20 protein-coding genes are annotated in these 23,307 nt (G+C 55.4%); 6 read left to right on the top strand and 14 right to left on the bottom strand.

The window, feature by feature from the left end:
* Positions 1-12: 12 nt before the first annotated feature.
* From W822_RS38370 to W822_RS38360, 3 genes are all read left to right on the top strand, one after another.
* Complete coding sequence (locus W822_RS38370; RefSeq protein WP_024006016.1) at positions 13-3,714, top strand: YhdP family phospholipid transporter; 3,702 nt, start codon at positions 13-15, stop codon at positions 3,712-3,714.
* A gap of 49 nt (positions 3,715-3,763) precedes the next feature.
* On the top strand, positions 3,764-5,137 hold the full coding sequence (locus W822_RS38365; RefSeq protein WP_024006015.1) for an L-serine ammonia-lyase: 1,374 nt from the start codon (positions 3,764-3,766) through the stop codon (positions 5,135-5,137).
* Positions 5,138-5,236: 99 nt separating this feature from the next.
* Positions 5,237-6,952, top strand: coding sequence for an ArnT family glycosyltransferase (locus W822_RS38360; RefSeq protein ID WP_081724404.1), 1,716 nt, complete (start codon positions 5,237-5,239; stop codon positions 6,950-6,952).
* Positions 6,953-6,960: 8 nt separating this feature from the next.
* On the opposite strand, the gene ureG is transcribed toward W822_RS38360, so the two are convergent.
* The 14 genes from ureG to W822_RS38285 all read right to left on the bottom strand — a co-directional run bounded on the left by ureG (position 6,961) and on the right by W822_RS38285 (position 19,643).
* Positions 6,961-7,593: an urease accessory protein UreG gene (ureG, locus tag W822_RS38355; protein WP_024006012.1), complete on the bottom strand. Its 633-nt coding sequence runs from the start codon at positions 7,591-7,593 to the stop codon at positions 6,961-6,963.
* Between the two features lie 115 nt (positions 7,594-7,708).
* Positions 7,709-8,428 carry an urease accessory protein UreF gene (locus W822_RS38350; RefSeq protein ID WP_253272304.1) on the bottom strand — a complete coding sequence of 240 codons (720 nt, stop codon included), beginning with the start codon at positions 8,426-8,428 and terminating at the stop codon, positions 7,709-7,711.
* Entirely contained in the window at positions 8,409-8,996 is a 588-nt protein-coding gene (ureE, locus tag W822_RS38345; RefSeq protein WP_024006010.1) for an urease accessory protein UreE, read from the bottom strand. The genes W822_RS38350 and ureE overlap by 20 nt, the downstream gene beginning before the upstream one ends.
* Before the next feature lie 34 nt (positions 8,997-9,030).
* A complete protein-coding gene (ureC, locus tag W822_RS38340) occupies positions 9,031-10,746 on the bottom strand; it encodes an urease subunit alpha (protein ID WP_024006009.1) in 1,716 nt (571 codons plus the stop codon).
* The gene (locus W822_RS38335; RefSeq protein ID WP_024006008.1) at positions 10,743-11,051 is read right to left on the bottom strand and encodes an urease subunit beta; all 309 of its coding nucleotides are present in this window, start codon (positions 11,049-11,051) and stop codon (positions 10,743-10,745) included. The genes ureC and W822_RS38335 overlap by 4 nt, the downstream gene beginning before the upstream one ends.
* A gap of 17 nt (positions 11,052-11,068) precedes the next feature.
* Entirely contained in the window at positions 11,069-11,686 is a 618-nt protein-coding gene (locus W822_RS38330; protein ID WP_031243051.1) for a HupE/UreJ family protein, read from the bottom strand.
* 51 nt (positions 11,687-11,737) lie between these two features.
* On the bottom strand, positions 11,738-12,040 hold the full coding sequence (locus tag W822_RS38325) for an urease subunit gamma (RefSeq protein WP_024006006.1): 303 nt from the start codon (positions 12,038-12,040) through the stop codon (positions 11,738-11,740).
* 52 nt (positions 12,041-12,092) lie between these two features.
* Positions 12,093-12,953: an urease accessory protein UreD gene (locus W822_RS38320; RefSeq protein WP_024006005.1), complete on the bottom strand. Its 861-nt coding sequence runs from the start codon at positions 12,951-12,953 to the stop codon at positions 12,093-12,095.
* Between the two features lie 6 nt (positions 12,954-12,959).
* The gene (urtE, locus tag W822_RS38315) at positions 12,960-13,652 is read right to left on the bottom strand and encodes an urea ABC transporter ATP-binding subunit UrtE (protein WP_024006004.1); all 693 of its coding nucleotides are present in this window, start codon (positions 13,650-13,652) and stop codon (positions 12,960-12,962) included.
* Between the two features lie 18 nt (positions 13,653-13,670).
* The gene (urtD, locus tag W822_RS38310; RefSeq protein WP_024006003.1) at positions 13,671-14,519 is read right to left on the bottom strand and encodes an urea ABC transporter ATP-binding protein UrtD; all 849 of its coding nucleotides are present in this window, start codon (positions 14,517-14,519) and stop codon (positions 13,671-13,673) included.
* Positions 14,516-15,664 (bottom strand): urea ABC transporter permease subunit UrtC, encoded by a 1,149-nt coding sequence (gene urtC / locus W822_RS38305; RefSeq protein WP_024006002.1) that lies wholly within the window; start codon positions 15,662-15,664, stop codon positions 14,516-14,518. The genes urtD and urtC overlap by 4 nt, the downstream gene beginning before the upstream one ends.
* Before the next feature lie 5 nt (positions 15,665-15,669).
* Entirely contained in the window at positions 15,670-17,316 is a 1,647-nt protein-coding gene (gene urtB / locus W822_RS38300) for an urea ABC transporter permease subunit UrtB (protein ID WP_031243050.1), read from the bottom strand.
* 71 nt (positions 17,317-17,387) lie between these two features.
* The gene (gene urtA / locus W822_RS38295) at positions 17,388-18,665 is read right to left on the bottom strand and encodes an urea ABC transporter substrate-binding protein (protein ID WP_024006000.1); all 1,278 of its coding nucleotides are present in this window, start codon (positions 18,663-18,665) and stop codon (positions 17,388-17,390) included.
* Positions 18,666-19,160: 495 nt separating this feature from the next.
* Entirely contained in the window at positions 19,161-19,643 is a 483-nt protein-coding gene (locus W822_RS38285; protein WP_024005998.1) for a hypothetical protein, read from the bottom strand.
* 266 nt (positions 19,644-19,909) lie between these two features.
* Here W822_RS38285 and tig point away from each other — a divergent pair, with 266 nt between their 5' ends.
* From tig to clpX, 3 genes are all read left to right on the top strand, one after another.
* Positions 19,910-21,217 carry a trigger factor gene (gene tig / locus W822_RS38280; RefSeq protein ID WP_024005997.1) on the top strand — a complete coding sequence of 436 codons (1,308 nt, stop codon included), beginning with the start codon at positions 19,910-19,912 and terminating at the stop codon, positions 21,215-21,217.
* A complete protein-coding gene (clpP, locus tag W822_RS38275) occupies positions 21,217-21,873 on the top strand; it encodes an ATP-dependent Clp endopeptidase proteolytic subunit ClpP (protein WP_024005996.1) in 657 nt (218 codons plus the stop codon). The genes tig and clpP overlap by 1 nt, the downstream gene beginning before the upstream one ends.
* A gap of 88 nt (positions 21,874-21,961) precedes the next feature.
* A complete protein-coding gene (gene clpX / locus W822_RS38270; protein ID WP_024005995.1) occupies positions 21,962-23,269 on the top strand; it encodes an ATP-dependent Clp protease ATP-binding subunit ClpX in 1,308 nt (435 codons plus the stop codon).
* The last annotated feature ends 38 nt before the right edge of the window (positions 23,270-23,307 follow it).

Raw genomic sequence — 23,307 nt, 5'->3', positions numbered from 1 at the left:
GAGACTCGCTGAGTGAATTTGCTGTATCGACTGCTGAAACCCGCCGGCATTATCCTTTTTGCGCTTATTGTTCTGGGCATGGCGGCGGCGCTCGCCGTGCGTTTCGTTCTGGCACCCAATATTGATCATTTTCGCCAGCAGGTCGAGCAGCGGCTGAGTGCCGAGACGGGCGAGCATGTCACGATGCAGTCGCTGGCGGTGGACTGGAGCGGTATCGTGCCCCGCCTGCGACTGCAGGCGCTGAAAATTGAGGATCAGAAAAAGGTGCCGCTCCTGACCGTGGGTGAAGCCGTCGCCCGTCTGGATTGGGGACAGGCATTGCGGTTGCAACTGGAGCCGTCTGCGGTGGAAATCCGTGATCTCCATCTGCATGCCTCCAGGGATGAACAAGATCGGATATGGCTGCTGGGACGACGTCTGGACAGTGACGAGCCGCGCACGGAACCGCAGGCGCTGGATGCCGCCAATGTCAGCCTTGAGCCGCTGTCGGATTTGCTCTACGCCTTGCCCGAACTGTCTGTGCTCAATGGCAGCTTAAGCTGGCATGATGCGTCGCGGCCACAGGCCGGGCCTTTCACGCTGTCCGATTTCACCCTGCAATTGACCAGGAACGGCGACAAACGTGTTTTGAGCGCCAGTGCGCGTTTGCCAGGGCAGGTCGGCCATTCGATCCAGATACTCGGCAGCCTGCAGGGGGCTGTGGCCAAGGAGCATGCGCCCGAATGGTCGGGCAAGCTGCGTGTTTCTGTGCTCAATCTGGATATTCTGGCTGCGAGACCATGGTTTGACATTCCACAAAAAATCAAGTCGGGCATCTTGTCACACGCGGTTGTGGATCTGGGGATCAGCCGAAATGTGCCCGATACCATGGTGGTTGCGTATGGGCTTGAAGATATGCGTATCGAAGACCACATAGACAATCACGAATTTGCCATTGCCGCCAAAAGTCTCACATCGCGTCTTAGTTCATCCTTCACAAGTGTGATTAATGAATTCAATCGATGGCGTTTGCCGCAGAACGAAATTCCGGCGGATCATCGCACTTATCCACCGGTGCAATTTGAGTCCAGCGTCAAGGGCTTTTATTACAAAGACCCGGTAGCATTTGAAAACCCGCTGTCGATTGATGAGGCCGATGTGGCCGGTGATTTCAGTCGCAATACTGCGCAGGAAGCACGCGTGAATTTCCGACGTGCTTCTGTCTCCAACAAGGATTTGAAACTGGAAGGCAAAGGAAACTGGCATTCCGATGTGCACAGCGATAATGGGATCGTCGACTTGACCGGCACCCTGCATTCGGTGTCCCTGCCCAATTTGCATAATTATTTGCCGAATGTCATGGACACAGATGCACGTCAATGGCTCAAGAATGCGTTTCAGAAGGGCGAGTTGTCGGCGGCCGAATTTAAATTGACCGGCGTCGTGGACGAGTTTCCTTTCGGCCTGGCGCCGGATGCGGGCAGTTTTTTGTTGCGCGGGAGTTACCAGAACCTGCTGCTCAATTATCATCAGAAAGACATCCGTGGCAAACGCTGGCCGGTAGTCAATTCGGATAAGGGCGCAATCCATTTTCAGAACGATGAAATTATTATTGATTCGGCTCAGGCTTTTTATGCGATGCCCGATGGGCAGCGTCTTGATCTGGATACATTCCATGGCGTGGTGTCCAGTCTGGAGAAGGGCACAACGGTCGATCTGCAAGCCAAGGCCAAAGGCAGGGCCGAGGATTTTCTGCATTTTTCCCGTATCAGTCCGCTGGGCAATCTTATCAATAATGTCCTGGATGAAGCGCAGGCCAGCGGCAACTGGACCATTCCGCTGTCGCTGCATATTCCAGTGCTGGATGCAGATAATTCGACGATTTCCGGTTCCATTCATCTGGACGACAGTCGCTTTCGACTCACCCCCGATTTCCCCTGGGCAAGCAAGCTCAATGGCGTCATGACCTTTACCGAGCAGCAGTTGCAGGCCGATGCCGTGACCGGCGTGATGCTGGGCGGCCAAGTCGTTCTGGACGGGCCGATCGGGTCTGTTGACAAGCCTTTGTCCATTCGTGGCGTTCTTACGGCTGATGGCTTGCGAGATATGTTACCGGTACGCGGTATGCAGCGCGTCAGCGGCAGTACCGGCTATTCCAGCCTGGTTCACTTTGCACGGGGCGGCCGGGTGAGGGTGGATTTCAAATCAGACCTGGTCGGACTGGCGACGCGCTTTCCGGATGGCGTTTCCAAACCTGGCGCCGCGCGCTGGCCCACCACAATCGTCTGGCGCGGTAACGACGGCGCCAGGGACGATGGCAAGCGCTATTTGGAAATTCATATCGACGGCGACCGTAGCCAGGCCATTCTTGAACACGACACCAAACGCAGCACAGGGCCTTATTTCAATCGTGGTACGATCGGTGTGCGCAAACCTGTGCAATTGGGCGCGCCGGGTCTGACTGTGCTGGCGGCAAACCCGACCGTGGACGAGCAAGCCTGGCAGGATGTGGTAGACGAGTTTTCTCCATCAGAAAAATCAGACAGGGGTCGTCAGACGCTGCCCGACGTTTCCCGGGTGGAGATTGACACACCCGCGTTTGTGGTCAAGGGCCAGACGCTGACGGGTACCCGCCTGACCGCTGCCAGGACCGGCGGGCAATGGGATTTGCAACTGAACGCCGATCAGGCACAGGGAAATGGCATATGGAAACCGGCGACCGGCAAAAGCGGGCAGAGCAGCCTGGTGGTCCGGCTCGATACCCTCAATATCATCAAACCCGCAGCCGACCCTGCTGCCGGGATACAGAATGTCCAGCCGGCAAAGCAAAAAAGCGATGCGCGTTCGAAAAAGACGGACCCCTTGCCGCGCCTTGATCTCTCAGTAAAAAAGCTGACCGTATACGGCATGGAAATGGGCCAGATGATTCTGAAAGGCTACCAGCCACGCGAATCGGACGACTGGAAGCTGGATTACTTCAGCCTGGTGAATGAGGGCGGATCGCTGGCGGCAGACGGGACGGTCAATCAGCGGGGTGCAGCCAAAGACCTGCAGCTCAAAGGCAAGGTGGTGGTATCGGATCTCGGGCGGTTTCTGGAAACCTACGCGCTGGGCGGCGTGATCAAAAATGGCAGCGGCCAGATTGATGTTGATATTGACTGGAAAAGCTTTCAGGATCTGGATCTGGCGACACTCAATGGTACTTTGAGCGGCAATCTCAAGGAGGGGCGCCTTGAAAGTGTGAAGTCGTCTGCCGTCAAGGCGCTTGAACTGTTATCGCTGCAATCGTTTCGCCGCTTGCCCCGGTTTGGAGAAACGCTGGGCAATTCGGTACAGGCCGGGCTGACTTTCGATACGGTTCGCAGTCGCATGCGTCTTGAATCAGGAAGGTTGATTGTGGATGATTTCCGGCTGAACGGTCCTTCGTCGGCCATTGTGGCCTCGGGTACGACCAATCTGAAAAGTGAAAGCCTGAATTTTCAGGCAGTGGTGGTGCCCAAGCTGGATGTCAGCGGTGCTTCCGTGCTGGCCGGCACCATTGTAAATCCGGCGGTGGGCGTGGGTGCATTCCTTACGCAGTGGCTTTTGCAGGCACCGTTGCAACGGGCCATGACGGTGCGTTATCATGTCACCGGCACCTGGGCCGACCCCTTGCTTAACGATGTGGCGCTACCCAGCGAGGCCGAACTGAAAAACCGTGAAGCCGATAAAAAAATCGATGATCTGTATCGGTGATGGGTCTCAATGCCAGCAGTGGCATTGACGCTGTTGTCCAGGAGTGAACATGTCTTTAAGCATATTTGATATTTTCAAGGTGGGAATCGGCCCGTCCAGCTCCCACACCGTTGGTCCGATGATTGCGGCACTGCGTTTTGCAAATCGTCTGGACGAGGCAAATCTGCTGCATAAGGTCGCGCGGATTCATATCGAGATGTTCGGTTCTCTGGGCGCCACGGGCAAGGGGCATAAAAGCGATATGGCGGTGATTATCGGATTGCACGGTTATCGCCCCGAAACACTGGACCCGGATCAGGTCCCAGGTCTGATTGAGCAGGTGCGCAGCAGCGGCACGATCAATCTGCTTGAACGCCACGCGTTTGCCTTTGACGAAAGTGCCGACATCACATTCAACCGTCGCGAGGTATTGCCCCAGCATCCCAATGGCATGCGGTTTCGCGCTTTTGATGCGGCCGATGAACTGCTGATGAAGAAAGAATACTATTCCATTGGCGGTGGCTTTGTGATGAATTGCGATCGGGTCCGCGTCAATCTGACGCCAGATGTGTCCATTCCCTATCCCTTCGACAGCGGTCAGCAGTTGCTGGACACATGCGCGCGCCATCATCTGACTATCGCCGGTCTGATGATGGAAAACGAGAAACACTATCGGCCGGAATCCGAGGTCAGAAGCAAAATCCTGGATCTTTGGGCGGTCATGAAGGCCTGCGTGGCGCGCGGATGCTCGGCTACCGGCACGCTGCCCGGTTTTCTGAATGTGAAGCGCCGCGCCCGTCAGCTGCATGAACGTTTGTGCAGTCGTCCCCATGAGTCATTGAAGGATCCGTTGTCCATGCTGGACTGGGTCAATCTGTATGCCATGGCGGTTAATGAGGAAAATGCGGCCAGTGGCAAGGTCGTGACGGCACCGACCAATGGCGCCGCCGGCGTGATTCCTGCCGTTTTGCATTATTACGTGGATTTCATCCCGGGCGCCAGCGAGCAGGGCGTAATTGACTTTTTGCTGACGGCTGCGGCTATTGGTATTCTGTATAAGGAAAATGCCTCTATTTCCGGCGCTGAAGTGGGCTGCCAGGGAGAGGTGGGTGTGGCCTGTTCCATGGCCGCCGGTGCCTTGGCCGCTGTACTGGGTGGTACGGTCGCGCAGGTGGAAAATGCCGCGGAAATCGGAATGGAACACAATCTGGGCATGACCTGCGACCCCGTGGGCGGGATGGTGCAAATTCCCTGCATCGAACGCAATGCCATGGGGGCGGTCAAGGCGATCAATGCCGCGCGCATGGCATTGCGGGGTGACGGCACCCATTACGTCTCTCTGGATAAGGTCATCCGCACGATGATGCAAACCGGGGCCGATATGAAATCCAAATACAAGGAAACCTCACGCGGCGGGCTGGCGGTCAACGTAATCGAGTGCTAATGGCGGTCGAGCGGCTGAATTGATCTGAAAAATTGATTTGATGAATATTTGATATTGCCGTCGCTATGATGACGATCATTGCTATTGATCGTTATTTTCATGCACTCTCCGACCTTTGATCCTCCTCGTCTTTCATCCCGTATGATTCGGGCCGACTGGCTGTATTCGCTGGCAGCCCGACCCGCGCTTTTCCCCGTTCTTCTGCTTGCCGTTGCCGTCTGGTTTATCGGCGGCAATCAACTATGGCCATTGCTGCATCCTGACGAAGGACGCTACGTCGGGGTTGCCCTGGAAATGCTGCATGCAAAGGACTGGAGTACGCCGCTGCTCAACGGCATGCCGTATTTTCACAAACCGCCCCTTTTCTATTGGCTTACCGCAGCCAGCATGGCTGTGTTTGGCGAAAATGAGTTTGCGGCCCGACTGGTGCCGGCGCTGGCCGGATTGCTTATGGTGGCCGGATTGTTCGCGTTTCTGCGCCGCTTTGTGCATCCGGGACGTGCGCTGATCGCAGCCCTCATCCTGTCGGTCACCCCGCTGATGTTCGGCGCGGCTCATTATGCCAACCTTGATTTGCTTGTCGCCGCCATGATCAGTACCACGATCCTGTGCGGGGCGACCGCAGTCCTGCTTGATCAGCAAGGCGAGGGCGGCGGTCAGTGGGTACTGGCGATGTATCTGTTTGCCGGTCTGGGTTTTCTGGCAAAAGGCCTGATTGGCTTTGTGCTGCCCGGCGGCGTGCTGTTGTTCTGGCTTCTTGCCGAACGTCGCTATGTTTCGATCAGACTTTTGCTGCGTCCGTCGGGCGTGGCGCTTTTTCTTCTGGTGACCTTGCCGTGGCTGTACCTGATGCAGGCCCGCTTTCCGGATTTTCTGTATTACTATCTGGTGTACCAACAGTTTGAGCGATTTGCGCAAAGCGGGTTCAATAATGTCATGCCGGTCTGGTTTTACGTTGCAGTTTTATTGGCGACCATGGCACCCTGGTATGGCAAGGGCATGCTTGCCGTGTTTACCCGGCGTTACTGGACACGCCAACGGGACGCAAGTGTACGCCGGCTGATGTGGACCTGGCTGATTCTGATCCTGGCTTTCTTCTCGATTCCCCAGTCCAAGTTGGTCGGTTATATCTTGCCGGTCCTGCCGCCATTGGCCTTCCTGTTTGCCGAGTGTTTCAAGCGGGTTCTTATTACCCCTCGACGGCCAATGCAGACAAATATGGCTGCGGTGCAAAAGGATGACAAACCACAACGCTTTAACTATCGGAAGGTAGTCGGATTACAGCGCAGTTTTCTGATCCGCATGCTCGTCTGTTTTGCGCTCGGTCTGGCTGCGCTGGTGTATCTTTCCAACACTTCGCTGCGAAGCAGCAGTCGCATTGCGCATGCCATTGCCCAAGGTTCGCAGCCGACGAGCGAACCGGCCCGGTATTACAGTCTTGATTATTACCCATTCGATTTTCGATTCTATATGGGTAATAATCCGGATCTGTTTGTCGTCAGCGATTGGGATGAAAGCGCGTTGGCTACCAAGGATAATTGGCAAAAAGAACTGTGGGATGCAGCCCGATTCAAGGCCGATAAGGGTGGCAGAAGCCATCTGCTGCAATTGGATGCGTTCAGGCAGTCTGTGTGCGTACCCCAGGCTTTTTCACGCTGGCTGCTGGCCGACGCCAGGCAGATAGACGAATTTGCCTGGCTCAAGGATCTGACGCCTTATTTCGCAGACGGGCGGCAACAGGTCTATCTGTTGCCTGCCGGTGCAGTGATGCCATTTTGCGCAAATGCTGCCAGTACTCGCTCCATGCAGCCTTAACGCCGGTTTTAGTGCCCCAACATTCCTGCTTTTTCAATAAACTGGATGATTGGATCGACTCCTTCCCCCGTTTTCATATTACACATGACAAACGGCCGGTGTTGGCGCATACGTTCGGTATCTTCCCGCATAATGCTCAGTGAGGCGCCCACGTGAGGGGCCAGATCGGTTTTGTTGATGATCAGCAAGTCGGATTTTGTAATGCCGGGCCCGCCTTTTCTGGGAATTTTTTCTCCACCGGCAACGTCAATGACATAAATTGTCAGATCCGATAGTTCGGGACTGAAGGTTGCAGCCAGATTATCGCCGCCCGACTCAATGAAGACAATGTCGGCCAGGGGGAAACGTTTGAGCATCAGGTCGATTGCGCGCAGATTGATCGATGCGTCTTCACGGATGGCGGTGTGCGGACAGCCGCCGGTTTCCACTCCCATGATCCGTTCCGGGGGAAGGGCGCCGGACATGGTCAGCAGTCGTTGATCTTCTTTCGTATAGATGTCATTTGTGATCGCGACCAGATCATACCGGGAAGACATCTTTTTGCATAACACTTCCAGTAGCGTGGTTTTTCCCGATCCGACGGGACCGCCAATACCCACGCGAAGCGCGGGCAATTTTTCTGTTCTGACTGTTGTGTTCATAATGATTTGAGTCCTTTTCTACTAAGAATGAAATGCTTCATGGCATTTACCAATCCCGCCTGAGATGTCCGACAGGATCGACTGTGGCGTGGCAGGGGACAACGCGCGGGACATGTCATGACCTGAACAGCCTGGAGAACTGGTGTTCATGGCGTGCCGCAATAATTGAATAGTGGGGCGCCAGTGTGAGAATTTCCGGCGGCTGGCAAGCTGCGCCTTGCCGGGCTGTGGCAATGGCCGGGTCCAGTTGAACAATTAACGAGGACAGCAGTCGCTGGCCGGCAGTCTGTCCCAGCGGTACGGTTTTGATGGCAGCCATGATCTGGTTTTCGATCCAGGAATATAATAATGCGGCCAGGCCAGCGTCTTCAGGCAGCCCAAGCGCGACGACCGCATAGGCATGCACGGTAGGAAAGCAAGGCGTGTCCAGATCATGGAGGCAGGAACGTGCCTGTTCGTGGCCCCAAACCAGCGCCTGTACAAGGTGGATGAGCGAGACGCCCATCTGGGTCGTCTCGGCGCGAGCTTCCGCGGTTTCCCGGCTGGCGTAATACCATTGGTTCCATTGGTGAATCTGCTGTCTGTCTTGAAGACGCCACGCCCGGTAGAGCAGCAGCCACAAAACGGCTTCACCGTGAGCCATGACGGTGTTCAGCGTTTGTCCGATCCACTCGCCGGTGGTCGCTTCATTGTTGATCACCCCCAGTTCCACAGCCGACTCCAGTCCCTGCGAATAGCTGAAGCCGCCAACAGGTAATGCCGGTGAGGACAGGCGCATCAGTTGCGCGTATTGCTGCGCAGTCATGGGTTGCTGTCTATGGGTGTCGATGTGCATGAGGGGCGGTATCTGTGAGATGTTGATGTTGCGCATCGTGTGTTGAGGCAGGGTTGTGAATTTCAAAGGCGGCCTGCGCCAGCGAGTAATCTTCCTCGAATGAGTCAGCATGCCCGTGCTTATGTCCGCCGCCGTAGGCACCCTGTTCGGGATTGAACGGCTGGTTGACGATTACCGTGTGCAGGCCCAGCTGCTGCAGCATGTCCTTCAGCACAGTGTCCTGTTCAAGCTGCAAGTAATCGGCCTCTACCTGCACCGTGACATGACGATTGCCCAGATGATAGGCCGCGCGTATCAGGTCAGTCGCTGAATGGGCCGTCACCCGCATCAGCGTTTCGCACTGTGCCTCTACCTGAATGAGCCCGCCATCGTCTGCAACCAGCACGTCGCCCGGAATCAGAACCTGACCCCGTTCTATGTGCATGTGAATGGTTTCGCTGTTACTTAGCAGCAATTGCTGTCTGCTGCGACGGCGCTGTTCAAAGGTCATTCGGGCTTTCGGCGCGGCTTGCAGCAGCGAAGCTGCCAGGCGGGGTTGGCGCAAGTATTTCTGGACCGTACGTGTCATATTGGAATGGCTCCCGGGTAAAGTATCTTTGCGTTCAAAACAGGAAATAGCGCTGCGCCAGGGGCAGTGTATGTGCAGGTTCGCAATGCAGTAACTGGCCGTCGGCAAAGACCTGATAGGTTTGCGGGTCTACCTGAATGTCGGGAAGCCAGTCATTTCGCACCATATCCTGCTTGCCGATATTGCGGCACCCATTGACGGCGCATAAGGGTTTTGTCAGCCCCAGCGTACGTACTGCGTCGTTGTCAAAGCCCGCCTGTGAGACAAAGCACAGCGAGTTATTGAGGGCACGTCCATAAGCACCAAACATTTTTCTGTAGTGGACCGGTTGGGGTGTGGGAATAGACGCATTGGGGTCCCCCATCACCGCGTGCGCGATCATGCCGCCTTTGATAATCAGACTGGGCTTGACACCGAAAAATGCCGGACGCCATAGCACGAGATCGGCCAGCTTGCCCGCCTGGACCGAACCGACCTTATGGGAGATGCCCTGCGCGATCGCGGGATTGATGGTGTATTTGGCAATGAATCGCTTGACCCGGTTATTGTCGGCCTGGTTCGTGTCCCCGGCCAGACTGCCCCGTTGCTGCTTCATTTTGTCTGCCGTCTGCCAGGTACGAAGAATCACTTCGCCCACGCGCCCCATGGCCTGCGAGTCGGAACTCATAATGGAAAATGCACCAAGGTCGTGCAGAATGTCTTCGGCGGCGATGGTTTCGCGCCGGATGCGACTTTCGGCAAAGGCCAGATCCTCGGCGATTGCCGGATCCAGGTGGTGGCACACCATCAGCATATCCAGATGTTCATCAATCGTATTATGGGTAAAGGGCATGGTCGGATTGGTGGAGGCGGGCAGTACATTGGGCAGGCCGGCAGCGCGAATAATATCGGGCGCATGCCCGCCGCCCGCGCCTTCTGTATGAAAGGTGTGAATCGTGCGTCCTTTGAAGGCGGCCAGCGTGGCCTCTACGAAACCTGACTCGTTCAGGGTATCGCTGTGAATGGCGACCTGGGTATCGGTCTGTTCGGCAACACTCAGGCAGGTATCGATAGCCTGTGGTGTAGTGCCCCAGTCTTCATGCAGTTTCAGTCCCAGAGCGCCTGCCTGAATCTGTTCCAGCAAGGGCGCCGCCTGACTCGCATTGCCCTTGCCAAGCAGGCCGATATTCATTGGAAAAGCGTCGGTCGCTCCAAGCATGGCATGGATGTGCCACGGCCCCGGCGTACAGGTGGTCGCGAAGGTGCCGGTTGCCGGGCCGGTACCGCCGCCGATCATGGTCGTAATGCCGGATGTCAGGGCCTCTTCGATTTGTTGCGGACAAATAAAATGAATATGGGTATCAATGCCACCGGCAGTGACGATAAGCCCTTCTGCCGCAATGATCTCTGTTCCGGGACCGATGACAATCGTGATACCTGGCTGGATGTCAGGATTGCCGGCCTTGCCGATGGCGCAAATATGGCCGTTCTTGATGCCGATATCGGCTTTGATAATACCGGCTATAGCATCGATGATCAGTGCATTGGTGATGACCGTATCGGCGCAATCTGCGGTGCAGCGCTGGCTCTGGCCCATGCCGTCGCGAATCACTTTGCCACCGCCGAATTTGACCTCTTCGCCGTAGATGGTCAAATCCTTTTCGACTTCGACAAGGAGTCCGGTATCAGCCAGCCGCACCCGGTCGGGGCGGCCATCGGCGACGGTCGGGCCAAAAATCTCGGCGTAGGCTTGTCTGGATATTCCTGTCATTCCAGCGCTCCCATGATCTGTCCAGTGAAACCGAACACACGACGATCTCCGGCCAGCGCCACCAGTTCGACGGTGCGAATTTGTCCTGGTTCGAACCGTATTGCTGTTCCTGAAACAATGTTCAGTCTGTAGCCGCGTGCCCGGTTTCTGTCAAAAACAAGGGCCGCATTTGTCTCTGCGAAGTGATAATGAGAGCCGACCTGGATGGGGCGATCGCCCGTATTGCTCACGTCCATGACAAGAGTAGGGCGCCCGCTATTGATGGTGATTTCGCCTTCAGCAGCAATAATTTCGCCTGGAATCATAATATGTCGTCCTGTCTTTATTGTCCGGCAACCATCAGCACGGCGCCATAGGAAGCGATGCCTGCGCCGGCAAGTCGGGCGGGCCAGGTGTGTCGATGGGTTAGGATGGCGCCGGCGACCATGCCGGTGCAATGAATGAGCAAGGTGCTGATCATAAATCCGAGGATAAACAGCATTGCACCGCCGCCTTCAGGCAGTTCCATGCCGTGGGCGGCGCCGTGAAAAAATGCAAAGAAGCCGACAAGAGTCGCTGCGGCCTGAACCGGTAATCGCGCCATGCCGGCCAGCATCAGGCCCAGAACGAACAGTGAAGCCATGATCAGTGGTTCGACCAGGGGAATTTGCAGGCCTGCCATGCCCATCAGCGCGCCAAGGAGCAGAATCAGCGAAAAAGAGAGCGGGACGGTGATGGCCCGCTTCGGCGATGGATACGCCGTTGCGCTCCACAGGCCGACTGCGAGCATAGCCAGCAAATGATCAACGCCGGCTAGCGGATGCAGCAGACCTTCGGTCAACATGGAAAGGGTATCAGGATGCGCCGGGTGACCCGGGTGAGCCAGGACCGGCACGGGTAGCGCACAGTTCATCAGCGCTGACAGCGAACGTCCAATTGCAGAGGCAGAAACGGAAGGCATGGCAAATTCCTTTATAGATATGAAATGGAGGTGCAAGCGGGCATCGGTCACTTACACGATAGGATGGTGGACGGTAACCAGCTTGGTGCCGTCAGGAAAGGTGGCCTCGATCTGAATGTCAGGAATCATTTCGGCAACGCCATCCATGACGTCCTGGCGGGTCAGCACCTGCGTGCCTTCGTGCATGAGTTGCGCAACGGTTTTTCCGTCGCGGGCGCCTTCCAGAAGCGTGGCGGTGATGAGAGCAACCGACTCGGGGTGATTGAGTTTCAATCCTCGCTGATGGCGGCGCTCAGCAAGCAGCGCAGCGGTAAAGATCAACAGTTTGTCTTTTTCTCTTGGGGTCAAATCCATGGGGGTCTCCGAAATCAGGGGTAAATTCAATGGCGAGGGGCTGCGAGCCGGATCAGGTACGCCACAACCGCAGCGGGCTGGCCGGGCGGCCCAGATGCAGCGGACGCAATTGTTGCCAGCATTCAATCATCAAAAGCCGCACCGCCTGCGCATGCAAGCCAAGCAGCCGAATCATCACCAGACTGTGGGATGCGTCCAGCGGTATTTGACTGGCGCCGGCACGCAACTCTTCAGTCCACGGCAAGGTGTCAGTCAGCCGCTCCAGGTGTAGTGCATCCAGTATCGGACCGACACTCCACACTGTGGCCATGACAGGAAAGCCGGCCAGTCCGGCCAGGCTGCCGACGAGCGATTGACGGGCGTTGGCCTCGCCCGCTTCGGCCCAAACCAGCTTGCCGTCATAATGCAATAGTGTGGTCAGTTTCAACCGGCCTTCATGCCAGTGTCCTGCAGTAACCGCGCTGCCCAGTTGATAGCAATCCCAGCCAATGGCCCGGGCGCCGGCAGCCAGCCGGATATGCGTCTGATTGATGGCCTGGCTCTGTTCGAACAGGAGGTTTTCCAGGGGTAGCCAGTCCAGTCTGCCTTGTGCTTTCACCTGAATGTCAATGTGTTGGCGTGCATTCCTGCCGTTGGCCTTGTACCAGCGGGTCGCACCCGGCGTCGTCAAGACCGCATGTGCCGATTCCTCGACCACGACTGATATTTCCAGAACATCGCCGCCCGCAATTCCGGAGGGCGGGTGCAGAATTGTGGCGTGACAAATGTCGGATCCTTCCGGGTACAGCGCTTTTTGCACTAGAAGAGGTCCGGTATGTACGTTGCGCGTCAATGCCGTTCGGCCGTTGCTCACGTGTGCAAAAGCCAATTCGAGCGTGGCTGTCCATGTGTCGGTTTCTATTGCAGTTGACATAACGGGCTACACACTGATGTGACGCTCAATGCCATCTGCGTCGATATTGGCGCCTTTTCCACTGGCAATCATTTCTCCGCGCTGCATAACAAGATAATCGTCTGCAATGAGCTTGACGAAATCCAGATACTGTTCTACCAATAGCACCGTCATGCCATGATCTGCGACCAGCGAAGTCAGGGTTCGACCAATATGTTGAATAATGTTGGGTTGAATCCCCTCGGTAGGTTCGTCCAGAATGAGCAGGCGTGGCTCTCCCATGAGTGCCCGGCCGATCGCCAGTTGCTGCTGTTGGCCGCCCGACAGATCGCCACCATTGCGATGTTCCATTTCCTTTAGTACCGGGAACAGCTGGTAAATAAATGCCGGAACGCCTTTTGGGGTTTTTCGGGCGGCCGCGCCGACCAGCAGATTCTCTTTTACCGTCAGTCGCGGAAAAATATCCCTGCCCTGCGGCACGTAGCCAATTCCCCGTGCGATACGATCAGCAGTGCCAAGCCGCACGATATTTTTGCCTTCATACAAAATCGAACCATCACGAATGGGAACGAGGTCAAGCAGACTGCGCAGCAGGGTTGTTTTTCCGGCGCCATTGCGACCCAAAAGTGCGGTCAGCGCATTTTCTTTGATTCCAAATGAGACATTGCGCAGAATATGACTGCCGCTGTAATACTGATTGACGTTTTCTACGCTAAGCAACATGGCGGTTTTCCTTTATCAACGTCCAAGGTAAGATTCAATAACATCGGGGTCCTGCTGCACTTGTTGCATCGTGCCTTGAGCCAGCACACTGCCTGCGGCCAACACGGTGACAATGCCACGGTCTCCGGCAAGTGTGGACACAAAACCCATGTCATGCTCCACGACGATAATTGAGCATGTTCCGGCAATAGCCTGAAGAATATCGGCCAGTTCGGCCGTTTCCCGGTCCGTCATACCGGCGACAGGCTCGTCCAGCAGGAGCAGGGCAGGTTTTTGCATCAGCAACATGCCGATTTCCAGCCGCTGTTTCTGGCCATGGGAGAGCTCGCCCGCAGCGCGATAGGCAACCTCTTCAAGTTTCATTATTGTCAGGGTGTCGGCAATACGAGCGCGTACGTCGGCTGTCATGCGGGCGCGCAAAGCGACCTGCCAGCGTCGATCGCCCGCATCGGCCAGATACAGGTTTTCCCATACAGGCTGATTTTCGAAGACAGATGGTTTCTGGAATTTGCGTCCGATTCCCATTTGTGCAATCTGGGGTTCCTGCATGGTCAGCAAATCCAGTGTCTGGCCCAGAAAGACCTGACCCTCGATACTGGCATTGCGATGACCCGTCTTGCCGGTGATCACATCCATCAGTGTGGTCTTGCCGGCGCCGTTGGGGCCGATAATGCAGCGCAGTTCGCCTTCCTGTATGTACAGCGATAAATCGTTGATCGCCCGAAAGGCATCGAATTTCACCGTGAGGTTTTCGACATACAGCACGACGCCATGTGATGTATCGATTGTTCCGGCCTGTGCAATATGAGCCAGGTGGGTGGTTGTTCCGCCGGCATCGCCGACGTCAGAATGAGTAGCTGTCATACAGACTCCGTGACAGGATGCGCAGGGCGTGCCGCTTCTTCTGCCGGCCTGCGGCGCCGGCCAAACAATCCGATCAGCCCTTTGGGCATGAACAGCGTCACGACGACAAACAGGCCGCCCAGGACATAAAGCCAATACTCTGGCATAAACGCGGTGAAGAAGGTTTTTGCGCCATTGACCGTGAAGACCCCGAGTATGCTGCCAACAAATGAACCCCGGCCGCCGACGGCGACCCAGATCACCATTTCAATTGAATTGACAGGGGACATTTCGCCTGGGTTGATAATACCGACCAGTGGGGCATAGAGTGCGCCGGCGATACCGCAAAGCACCGCCGACAGAGTCCAGATGGCCAGCTTATAGTGCAATGGATTGAAGCCGATGAACATCACGCGGCTTTCACTGTCGCGGATGGCTGTAATGACCTTGCCGAATCGCGAGGTCATGATCCACTGAACCAGGATGAAAACCAGCACTAGTATGACAAAACTGACAAGAAACAACACAGTGCGGGTGTCGGTCGAGCTGATGGGATAGCCGGCGATCGATTTGAAGTCGGTAAAGCCGTTATTGCCGCCAAAGCCGGTTTCGTTGCGAAAGAAAAGCAGCATGGCCGCGTAGGTCACCGCCTGCGTCATGATGGACAGGTAGACCCCCTGAATACGTGAGCGGAAGGCAAAGTAACCGAACACGAACGCAACGATTCCAGGAACAAGAACGGCCAGCATAATCGCCCAGACCAGCGTATCGGTTCCCGCCCAATACCATGGCAGTTCAGTCCAGTTAAGCAGAAAAGTAAAGGCGGGCAAGCCACCGGATGGCTGGCCAGGCGCGGGCGCCTGCACCAGATACATACTCATGGCGTAGCCGCCCAGGGCAAAATACAAGCCATGCCCGAGGCTCAGAATGCCGCAGTAACCCCAGACCAGGTTCAGGGACATAGCCACGATGGCATAGCAGAGCAGCTTGCCGATCAGGGTCAGCGTGTAGTCGCTGATATGCAGCGGACTGTCTGCAGCAGCCCATTGCGTGCCCAGTAAAGTGATAAACACAACGGCGATGACAATCGTCATCAGCGCGAGCCAGCCGCTGCGTGAAAGCAGGGGGGGGCGTTCGGGGACAGTCAGTTCAAAAGATGATTTCATGATTATTATGCCTGCGCCGCACTGCGGCCTTTCTGGGCGAACAGGCCCTGGGGTCGTTTTTGGATGAAGGCGACGATCAACAGCAAAATGACGATTTTCACCAGTACTGCACCCATAAGGGGTTCGCCCAATTTGCTCAGGATGCCAAGACCGAAGGCGCCAACGACCGTGCCAATGAGCTGTCCGACGCCGCCAAGTACGACGGCCATGAATGAATCGATCAGATAAACCTGACCCAGATCCGGACCGACATTGCCGATCTGCGACAGGGCCACGCCTCCCAGGCCCGCGATACCGGCACCCAGTGCGAAGGCGTAGGCGTCGACCTTGCGGGTTCGTATGCCAACGCAGGCGGCCATGCTGCGGTTTTGGGTGCATGCCCGGATAAACAATCCAAGTCGGGTTTTGTTGAGTACCAGATACAGGCCGAAAACCACGACAAGCGAGAACCCCAGAATATAAAGCCGGTTGTACGCAATGACGAAGGCGGGCAACCACTCTGCCAGCGGAGCTACCGAGCCGCTCATCCAGCTGGGGTTGCTGACATCCACATTCTGCGCGCCGAATACCAGGCGTACGGTTTGCATCATCAACAGGCTGACGCCGAACGTGGCCAGCAGGCTCTCCAATGGCCGGCCGTAAAGGTGACGGATAATCAGCCATTCGATCATCATGCCGATTGCAGCCGTTATCACAAATGCAACGGGCAATGCAGCTATCAGGTAGTAGTCAAACCAGTCCGGCAACCAGGTCTGAAAAGCACGCTGGGTTAGATAGGTGGCGTAAGCGCCCAGCATCAGAAATTCTCCATGGGCCATATTGATGACCCCGATCAGGCCATAGATAACTGCCAGTCCCAGCGCTGCCAGCACCAGCACGCTTCCCAGACTCAGGCCGGTAAATGCGTTGCTGGCGAGTGCCGAGTTGCGCTGGCGGGCATCCATGCGCGCGAGCGCTTCGCCTGCGGCAAGAGAAAGTTCACCGCTTTTATCGCGTTCTTCATCGATGACCGTGTTCAGGACGGCGCGAGCCTGCGAGAGATTCACCGCACCTAATGAAACAATCGCCTGCAGCCGCTGCGCGTTGCCTGCTGCCTGGTCATCCGCGACGGACAACGCGTGCAGGATACCGAGTTTCGCTTTAAGGGCCGGATCGGTTTCAGTGCTGGTTGCCCTGGCCAGCTGTTCGGCAGACAGGCTGTCCGGCCGGCTCAGTAAATTGTCGATGGCCATGCGACGGGAACGGATATCCTGCGAGAACAGACTGAGCGACGCCAGGGCGTTCTGGACCTGTCTGCGCAATGCATTATTCAGCGTTGCCTGCCGAACGGGCTGGATGTGAGCAGGGAACGTTTGGCCGTTCAAGGGCTGGATATATCCCGTGCCCGACTTAATGACAATATTGCCATCGGGTAGTTCAAAAAGCGTTCCCTGCGACAGGCTTTGCAGCAGCGGACCGGCAACGGCCGGATCGGCTTGCGTCAGTTTTTCAATGGCCGCTTTGCGCTCACCATACCGGCCTGACACCAGACTGGACAACTCAGTGGGAGATAGCACCGTTGATGCAGAGGCGATTGCCGACAGCAGCCACAGACTAACGATCATGGCCAGCCTGCCGACGTCGATCCATACCAAGGAGCGATTGATTTTCATGTGGGTTTCCTGATTGTTTCACGTGACCGGGCTTGGCGGCCGGACCCGAAGGCCCGGAACCGAATGCTGGCTTATTTCACTTCATCCGGTTTGTTTTCGTTACCGGTAATGAACGGACTCCACGGTTGTGCGCGTATCGGTTTTTCTGTGTGCCAGACAATGTCAAACTGGCCATCGGGCTGGATTTCGCCGACCATCACGGGTTTGTACAGATGATGATTGCTGCCCATTTCCATTTCGAACCCATCCGGGGCGCCGATTTTCTGGCCGATCATGGCAGCGCGCACGGCGTCTGCGTCTGTCCTGCCTGCTTTTTCGACTGCGGCTTTCCACATTTTGATGCCCACGACGGTGGCTTCCATTGGATCATTTGTCAGCGGTTTGTCTGCACCCGGCAGTTTTTTCGCGGTGGCATAATCGGCCCACTGTTTTTTGAAAGCGGTATTGGCCGGATTATCCAGTGACATGAAATAGTTCCAGGCAGCCAGGTGCCCGACCAGCGGCTTTGTATCGATGCCGCGCAGCTCCTCTTCTCCGACCGAGAACGCGACGACAGGCGTATCAATGGCTTTAATACCCGCATTGCCCAACTCTTTGTAAAACGGAACATTAGAGTCGCCGTTGATGGTCGAAATCACCGCCGCCTTGCCACCGGCGGCAAAGCTCTTGATGTCATTCACAATAGTCTGATAATCGCTGTGTCCGAACGGGGTGTAGACCTCGCGGATGTCGGTATCGGCAATGCCCTTGCTGTGAAGAAAGCCGCGCAGGATTTTGTTCGTGGTGCGCGGATACACATAGTCCGTACCCAACAGAAAAAAGCGCTTGTACCCGCCGCCTTCTTCACTCATCAAATATTCCACGGCAGGAATCGCCTGCTGATTGGGGGCGGCGCCGGTATAGAAGATATTGCGCGACATTTCCTCGCCTTCGTACTGAACCGGATAAAAGAGCAAACCATTGAGTTCTTCAAACACCGGCAGAACCGATTTGCGCGAGACGGAAGTCCAGCAACCGAATACCGCTGCCACCTTTTCTTTGCTGAGCAGTTCACGGGCTTTCTCGGCAAACAGGGGCCAGTTGGAAGCAGGGTCAACCACAACCGCCTCTACCTTGCGTCCAAGAATGCCACCTTCCTTATTGATTGCATCGATCTGCATCAATGCGACATTTTTTAGTACGGTCTCAGAGATGGCCATGGTGCCGGAAAGAGAATGCAGAATGCCTACCTTAATCGGTGGCTTGGAGGGGTCGATTTGTCCCTGGGCCCAGCTACTGTTGGCCGCACCCGAGCCAAAGGCCAGGGCAAGGCTGCAGACCATCGTTTTAAGTACACTGCGACGTTTCATTTTTTAGCTCCGGTAGGTATAAGGGCGATCGCATTGACGCGATAAGCACAGGAGCTTGAGCAAGAGTCATGCCAGTTGAAAGCGGGGCGTGTATATGGTCATGTATGACGGCATCAAAACGGCAGTACGCGTCCGGGCGGTTAGCCTGAGCGGCAGTCTGAGATGGCTTGCAGGCCTGCAGGGAAGGAAACGGTGCACAAATAGAGTGAAGAGGAAAACCGCAAGCATCGGGATTGCTCGGGGTTTTATCGTCACTGGTGCGTTTGAACCAAAAAAGGGCGCAATACGCATGGATGCGGTGCAATGATGTGCACCACTGCGTTGATATTCCGGCTGGGGCCCATCGCTCGCAGCTCGAACACTTAAACTGCCCAGAACGTCAAAAAGGCTTGCTGGTCGTGAACCGCAAGCCTTTCGTGTAGTCGTGCTTAGGATGAGTGCGGATAGCCCGTTATGCCGGAACCTGCCCGCCGTTGCGACGTAGCTGTCGCGGAATTACCGGTTTTTGCCTCGCTTGAAAAGCAATTGATCGAACACAAAACCCGAAAACGCTGCAACGGCAGCGACGGCTGCCCATGAGGTATCGCTCAATACACCCTGGAAGGTCACAACGTAGGCAGCGGTACCAAAGATCATGCCGAATACCGCACGAATAACCAGGTAGGCCCAGTTTTCGTCATCCAGCTTGCAGTCACGTCCTGCCCGTGCAAAACGCAGCTGTTCATGATCCAGAAAGCAGGTGGCGACCGAAAGCAGCGTACCGATAGCGCCAAAAAACATGGCGGAAAAACTGACCGACCAGGTGATCAGGGCGGTAAAAAGTCCGAAAATGATCAGACCGATGACGAACCCGCCATTGCTGAACAGCGATTTGCCGGGCGGTTTGCCGGTTGGAATGCTGTCTTGCTGGGTGTGGGCGGCGTCGGCCGGTTGGTGACCGTCGTGGTCGTGGCCGGGCTCATGAATGGGGTCGGACATCTTAAACTCCTTAAATGGGCTGGTATAACAGGCAAGATGCGTGTTAAGGCGTATCCTGTCATTATGTCAGTATGAGATTACCAAATTACACCAGTTGGGATGGGTGTTCGCCTTAACGGACGAACATTCACATGAAAATATACCAAAAAACGCCTGCCCTTGGGGTTCATAATTTTTTCAAACCCCAGCCACGGAACCTGTTTTTTGGGAATTTTGGGTAGAATACGAGGTTATTCTTAAATTATTTCATACAGTAAGGTCCACGAATGCAGCCAACGGTTGAAACTCTAGAAGGTCTGGAACGCAAAGTTAATCTGGTTATTTCCATTGAGGACGTTGAAAAGGACGTCAAAACACAGCTCCAGCGTGTCGCCCGTACCGCCAAAGTACAGGGCTTTCGTCCCGGAAAAGCCCCGGTGTCTGTTATTGAGCGCAGTCATGGCCCCGGCATTCGTTACGACGTTATCAACCAGAAAGTGGGCCAGCTGTTTGACGAGGCAGTTCGTGAAGCCAAACTGCGCGTTGCCGGCGCACCCTCCATCGAGCCCAACGAAGACTCGACCGACGGCCAGCTGAGCTTTGCTGCAAAATTCGAAGTCTACCCGGAAGTGTCCGTACCCGACCTGTCTGCGCTTGAAGTCACACGCTTTGCGGCCGATGTGGGCGAACAGGAAGTCAGTAACACTATCGACATCCTGCGCAAGCAGCGCGCCACCTTCAGTGCAGACGCAGAACGCGCTGCCCAGAAAGATGACCGTGTCACTGTTGATTTCGTCGGCAAGATCGATGACGTAGAATTTGATGGCGGCAAGGCAGAAGACTTCCCGTTCCAATTGGGCCAGGGGCGCATGTTGCCCGAGTTCGAAGAAGCCGCAACCGGTCTGAAAGCGGGCGAAAGCAAAACCTTTTCCCTGACCTTCCCGGAAGATTATCCAGGTAAAGACGTTGCCGGAAAAACGGCTGAATTTACGATTACTGTCAAGGAAGTGGCCGTTCCCGTCCTGCCTGAAGTAGACAGCGAATTTGCCAAATCCCTGGGTCAGTCTGAAGGCGATACCGAAAAACTGCTGGCCGAAGTGCGCAGCAATATCGAACGCGAAGTCAAGAACCGTACACAGGCGCGCACCAAAAACAGCGTGATGGATGCCCTGGCCAAATCAGCCACATTCGACGTGCCCAAATCACTGGTAGACAATGATGTGCAAAGCCGCATTGCTGCCGCCCGTGAAGATCTGAAACAGCGCGGCATGCCTAACGCCGACACCATGGACATTCCGGCAGACGCCTTCCAGTCAGAGTCCGAACGCCGTGTGCGTCTGGGTCTGATCGTTGCCGAACTGGTCGACAGCGCCAAGCTGCAAGTCACCCCCGAGCAGGTTCGTACCCGCATTGAAGAATTTGCCCAGAATTACGAAAAGCCTGAACAGGTCATTACGTATTATCTGACCGATCGTCAGCGCCGTGCTGAAATTGAATCTGTGGTACTTGAAGATAACGTGGTTGACCATATCTTATCCAAAGCCAAGGTCACTGATGAAAAAGTGCCATTCGAAGAACTTATGGGAACTGTATGATGAATCGTTTTTCCGACTTTTACGCGTCTGTCCACGGAGATGAGTCCTTGCGCCCCTCTGCGCTGGGCTATATTCCGATGGTTATCGAACAATCGGGGCGCGGAGAGCGGTCTTACGACATCTACTCGCGCCTGCTCAAGGAACGGGTGGTTTTTCTGGTCGGGCAGGTCAACGACCAGACCGCCAACCTGATCGTGGCGCAACTGCTGTTTCTTGAGTCGGAAAATCCTGACAAGGATATTTCCCTGTATATCAACTCACCAGGCGGTGGCGTATATGCTGGTCTCGGCATTTACGATACCATGCAGTTCATCAAACCCGATGTATCTACTTTGTGCACGGGTTTTGCGGCCAGCATGGGTGCGTTTCTGTTGAGTTCGGGTGCCAAGGGTAAGCGTTTCAGCCTGCCTAACTCACGCATCATGATTCACCAGCCGCTGGGCGGCGCGCAGGGTCAGGCCTCCGACATTGAAATCCAGGCCAAGGAAATCCTCAGCCTGCGTGAACGCCTGAACCAGATTCTTGCCAAAAATACAGGTCAGCCGATTGATCGCATTCGCGAGCACACCGAGCGCGACAACTATATGGCTGCTGAAGATGCCCAGACTTACGGATTAATTGACAAAGTTCTGGCGACGCGGGCAGACGCTGCATAGTATTTGATATACTGTTTTTAAAGGTTTCGTTCAGGTCGGCCTTTTACGAGGTTCGGCCTGTTTTTATCAGATTAACCAAATTACAAATATGGCAGATAAACCAAGTTCTACCGACGGCAAAAACCTGCATTGTTCGTTCTGCAACAAGCATCAGAACGAGGTGAAGAAGCTGATTTCCGGCCCCGGAAATATTTTCATTTGTGATGAATGCATCGAGCTGTGCAATGAAATCATTCATGACAGTGCGCAGGACGAAGCCCGCGAAGCCATCAAGACTGAATTGCCAACGCCCACCGAAATCAAATCTTTTCTTGATCAGTACGTGATCGGTCAGGATCAGCCCAAGCGCAATCTTGCCGTGGCGGTCTATAACCATTACAAGCGTATTCGCCACAGCGACCTGAACAAGAAAGATGATATCGAGCTGGCCAAAAGCAATATCCTGCTGATCGGGCCGACCGGCTCGGGCAAGACGCTGCTGGCGCAAACGTTGGCACGCATGCTTGATGTCCCATTTGTGATGGCCGATGCCACCACACTGACCGAAGCTGGCTATGTCGGTGAAGACGTCGAAAATATTGTGCAAAAGCTGCTGCAAAATTGCAATTATGATGTAGAGAAAGCGCAGCGTGCCATCGTCTATATCGATGAAATTGACAAAATTTCACGTAAATCCGACAACCCGTCCATCACACGCGACGTGTCGGGCGAGGGCGTACAGCAGGCATTGCTCAAATTGATCGAAGGCACCGTCGCTTCGGTGCCGCCCCAGGGTGGTCGCAAGCATCCGAATCAGGATTTTGTGCAAGTAGATACCACCAATATTCTGTTTATTGTGGGTGGCGCATTTGACGGTCTCGACAAGGTGATCCGCAATCGTACCGAAAAATCAGGTATTGGTTTTGGCGCTTCGGTGCAGGGTAAATCTGCCAAGGGCGTGGGTGAAGTGTTTGCCGATGTGGAGCCGGAAGATATCATCAAGTTCGGGTTGATCCCCGAACTGGTGGGGCGTCTGCCTGTCGTGGCCACGCTCGAAGAGCTGGACGAAGCCGCGCTCATCACCATTCTGACCCGGCCCAAGAACGCACTGGTCAAGCAATACCAGAAGCTGTTCGCGATGGAAGATGTCGAACTTGAAGTGCGCCCGGTTGCGCTTGCGGCCATCGCTCGCAGGGCCCTGAAGCGTAAAACCGGTGCCCGTGGCCTGCGTTCCATTCTGGAAGCCTCGCTCATGGACACCATGTTTGATTTGCCATCGCAAGGTAATGTTGTAAAAGTCGTGCTGGATGAAGCGGCGATTGAAGGCTCCGGTCCGCCAATGCTGGTTTTTGCTGAAGAAAAGGAAAGCGCCAGTGCGGCAACCAAGGAGAAAAAGCTTAAAGATGCAGCGGCCTGACGGGGTCAGGTTTAGCCTGGGCGGGTGGCGCCACGGGG

Source organism: Advenella kashmirensis W13003, from assembly GCF_000506985.1.
Classification (GTDB): Bacteria; Pseudomonadota; Gammaproteobacteria; order Burkholderiales; family Burkholderiaceae_B; genus Advenella; species Advenella kashmirensis_A.
The sequence above is the reverse complement of the archived record's forward strand: the minus strand, read 5'-3'. Positions and strand labels throughout refer to the sequence as shown.

Excerpts from the sequence above, each read along its gene's own strand:
- urtC (WP_024006002.1), bottom strand. The coding sequence starts at position 15,664 with ATGAAATCATCTTTTGAACTGACTGTCCCCGAACGCCCCCCCCTGCTT.
- W822_RS38350 (WP_253272304.1), bottom strand. The coding sequence starts at position 8,428 with ATGCACATCGACACCCATAGACAGCAACCCATGACTGCGCAGCAATAC.
- W822_RS38365 (WP_024006015.1), top strand. The coding sequence starts at position 3,764 with ATGTCTTTAAGCATATTTGATATTTTCAAGGTGGGAATCGGCCCGTCC.
- urtA (WP_024006000.1), bottom strand. The coding sequence starts at position 18,665 with ATGAAACGTCGCAGTGTACTTAAAACGATGGTCTGCAGCCTTGCCCTG.
- ureG (WP_024006012.1), bottom strand. The coding sequence starts at position 7,593 with ATGAACACAACAGTCAGAACAGAAAAATTGCCCGCGCTTCGCGTGGGT.
- clpX (WP_024005995.1), top strand. The coding sequence starts at position 21,962 with ATGGCAGATAAACCAAGTTCTACCGACGGCAAAAACCTGCATTGTTCG.
- W822_RS38330 (WP_031243051.1), bottom strand. The coding sequence starts at position 11,686 with ATGCCTTCCGTTTCTGCCTCTGCAATTGGACGTTCGCTGTCAGCGCTG.
- W822_RS38360 (WP_081724404.1), top strand. The coding sequence starts at position 5,237 with ATGCACTCTCCGACCTTTGATCCTCCTCGTCTTTCATCCCGTATGATT.
- clpP (WP_024005996.1), top strand. The coding sequence starts at position 21,217 with ATGAATCGTTTTTCCGACTTTTACGCGTCTGTCCACGGAGATGAGTCC.
- W822_RS38325 (WP_024006006.1), bottom strand. The coding sequence starts at position 12,040 with ATGGATTTGACCCCAAGAGAAAAAGACAAACTGTTGATCTTTACCGCT.
- W822_RS38320 (WP_024006005.1), bottom strand. The coding sequence starts at position 12,953 with ATGTCAACTGCAATAGAAACCGACACATGGACAGCCACGCTCGAATTG.
- W822_RS38285 (WP_024005998.1), bottom strand. The coding sequence starts at position 19,643 with ATGTCCGACCCCATTCATGAGCCCGGCCACGACCACGACGGTCACCAA.
- tig (WP_024005997.1), top strand. The coding sequence starts at position 19,910 with ATGCAGCCAACGGTTGAAACTCTAGAAGGTCTGGAACGCAAAGTTAAT.
- ureE (WP_024006010.1), bottom strand. The coding sequence starts at position 8,996 with ATGACACGTACGGTCCAGAAATACTTGCGCCAACCCCGCCTGGCAGCT.
- ureC (WP_024006009.1), bottom strand. The coding sequence starts at position 10,746 with ATGACAGGAATATCCAGACAAGCCTACGCCGAGATTTTTGGCCCGACC.
- urtB (WP_031243050.1), bottom strand. The coding sequence starts at position 17,316 with ATGAAAATCAATCGCTCCTTGGTATGGATCGACGTCGGCAGGCTGGCC.
- urtD (WP_024006003.1), bottom strand. The coding sequence starts at position 14,519 with ATGACAGCTACTCATTCTGACGTCGGCGATGCCGGCGGAACAACCACC.
- W822_RS38335 (WP_024006008.1), bottom strand. The coding sequence starts at position 11,051 with ATGATTCCAGGCGAAATTATTGCTGCTGAAGGCGAAATCACCATCAAT.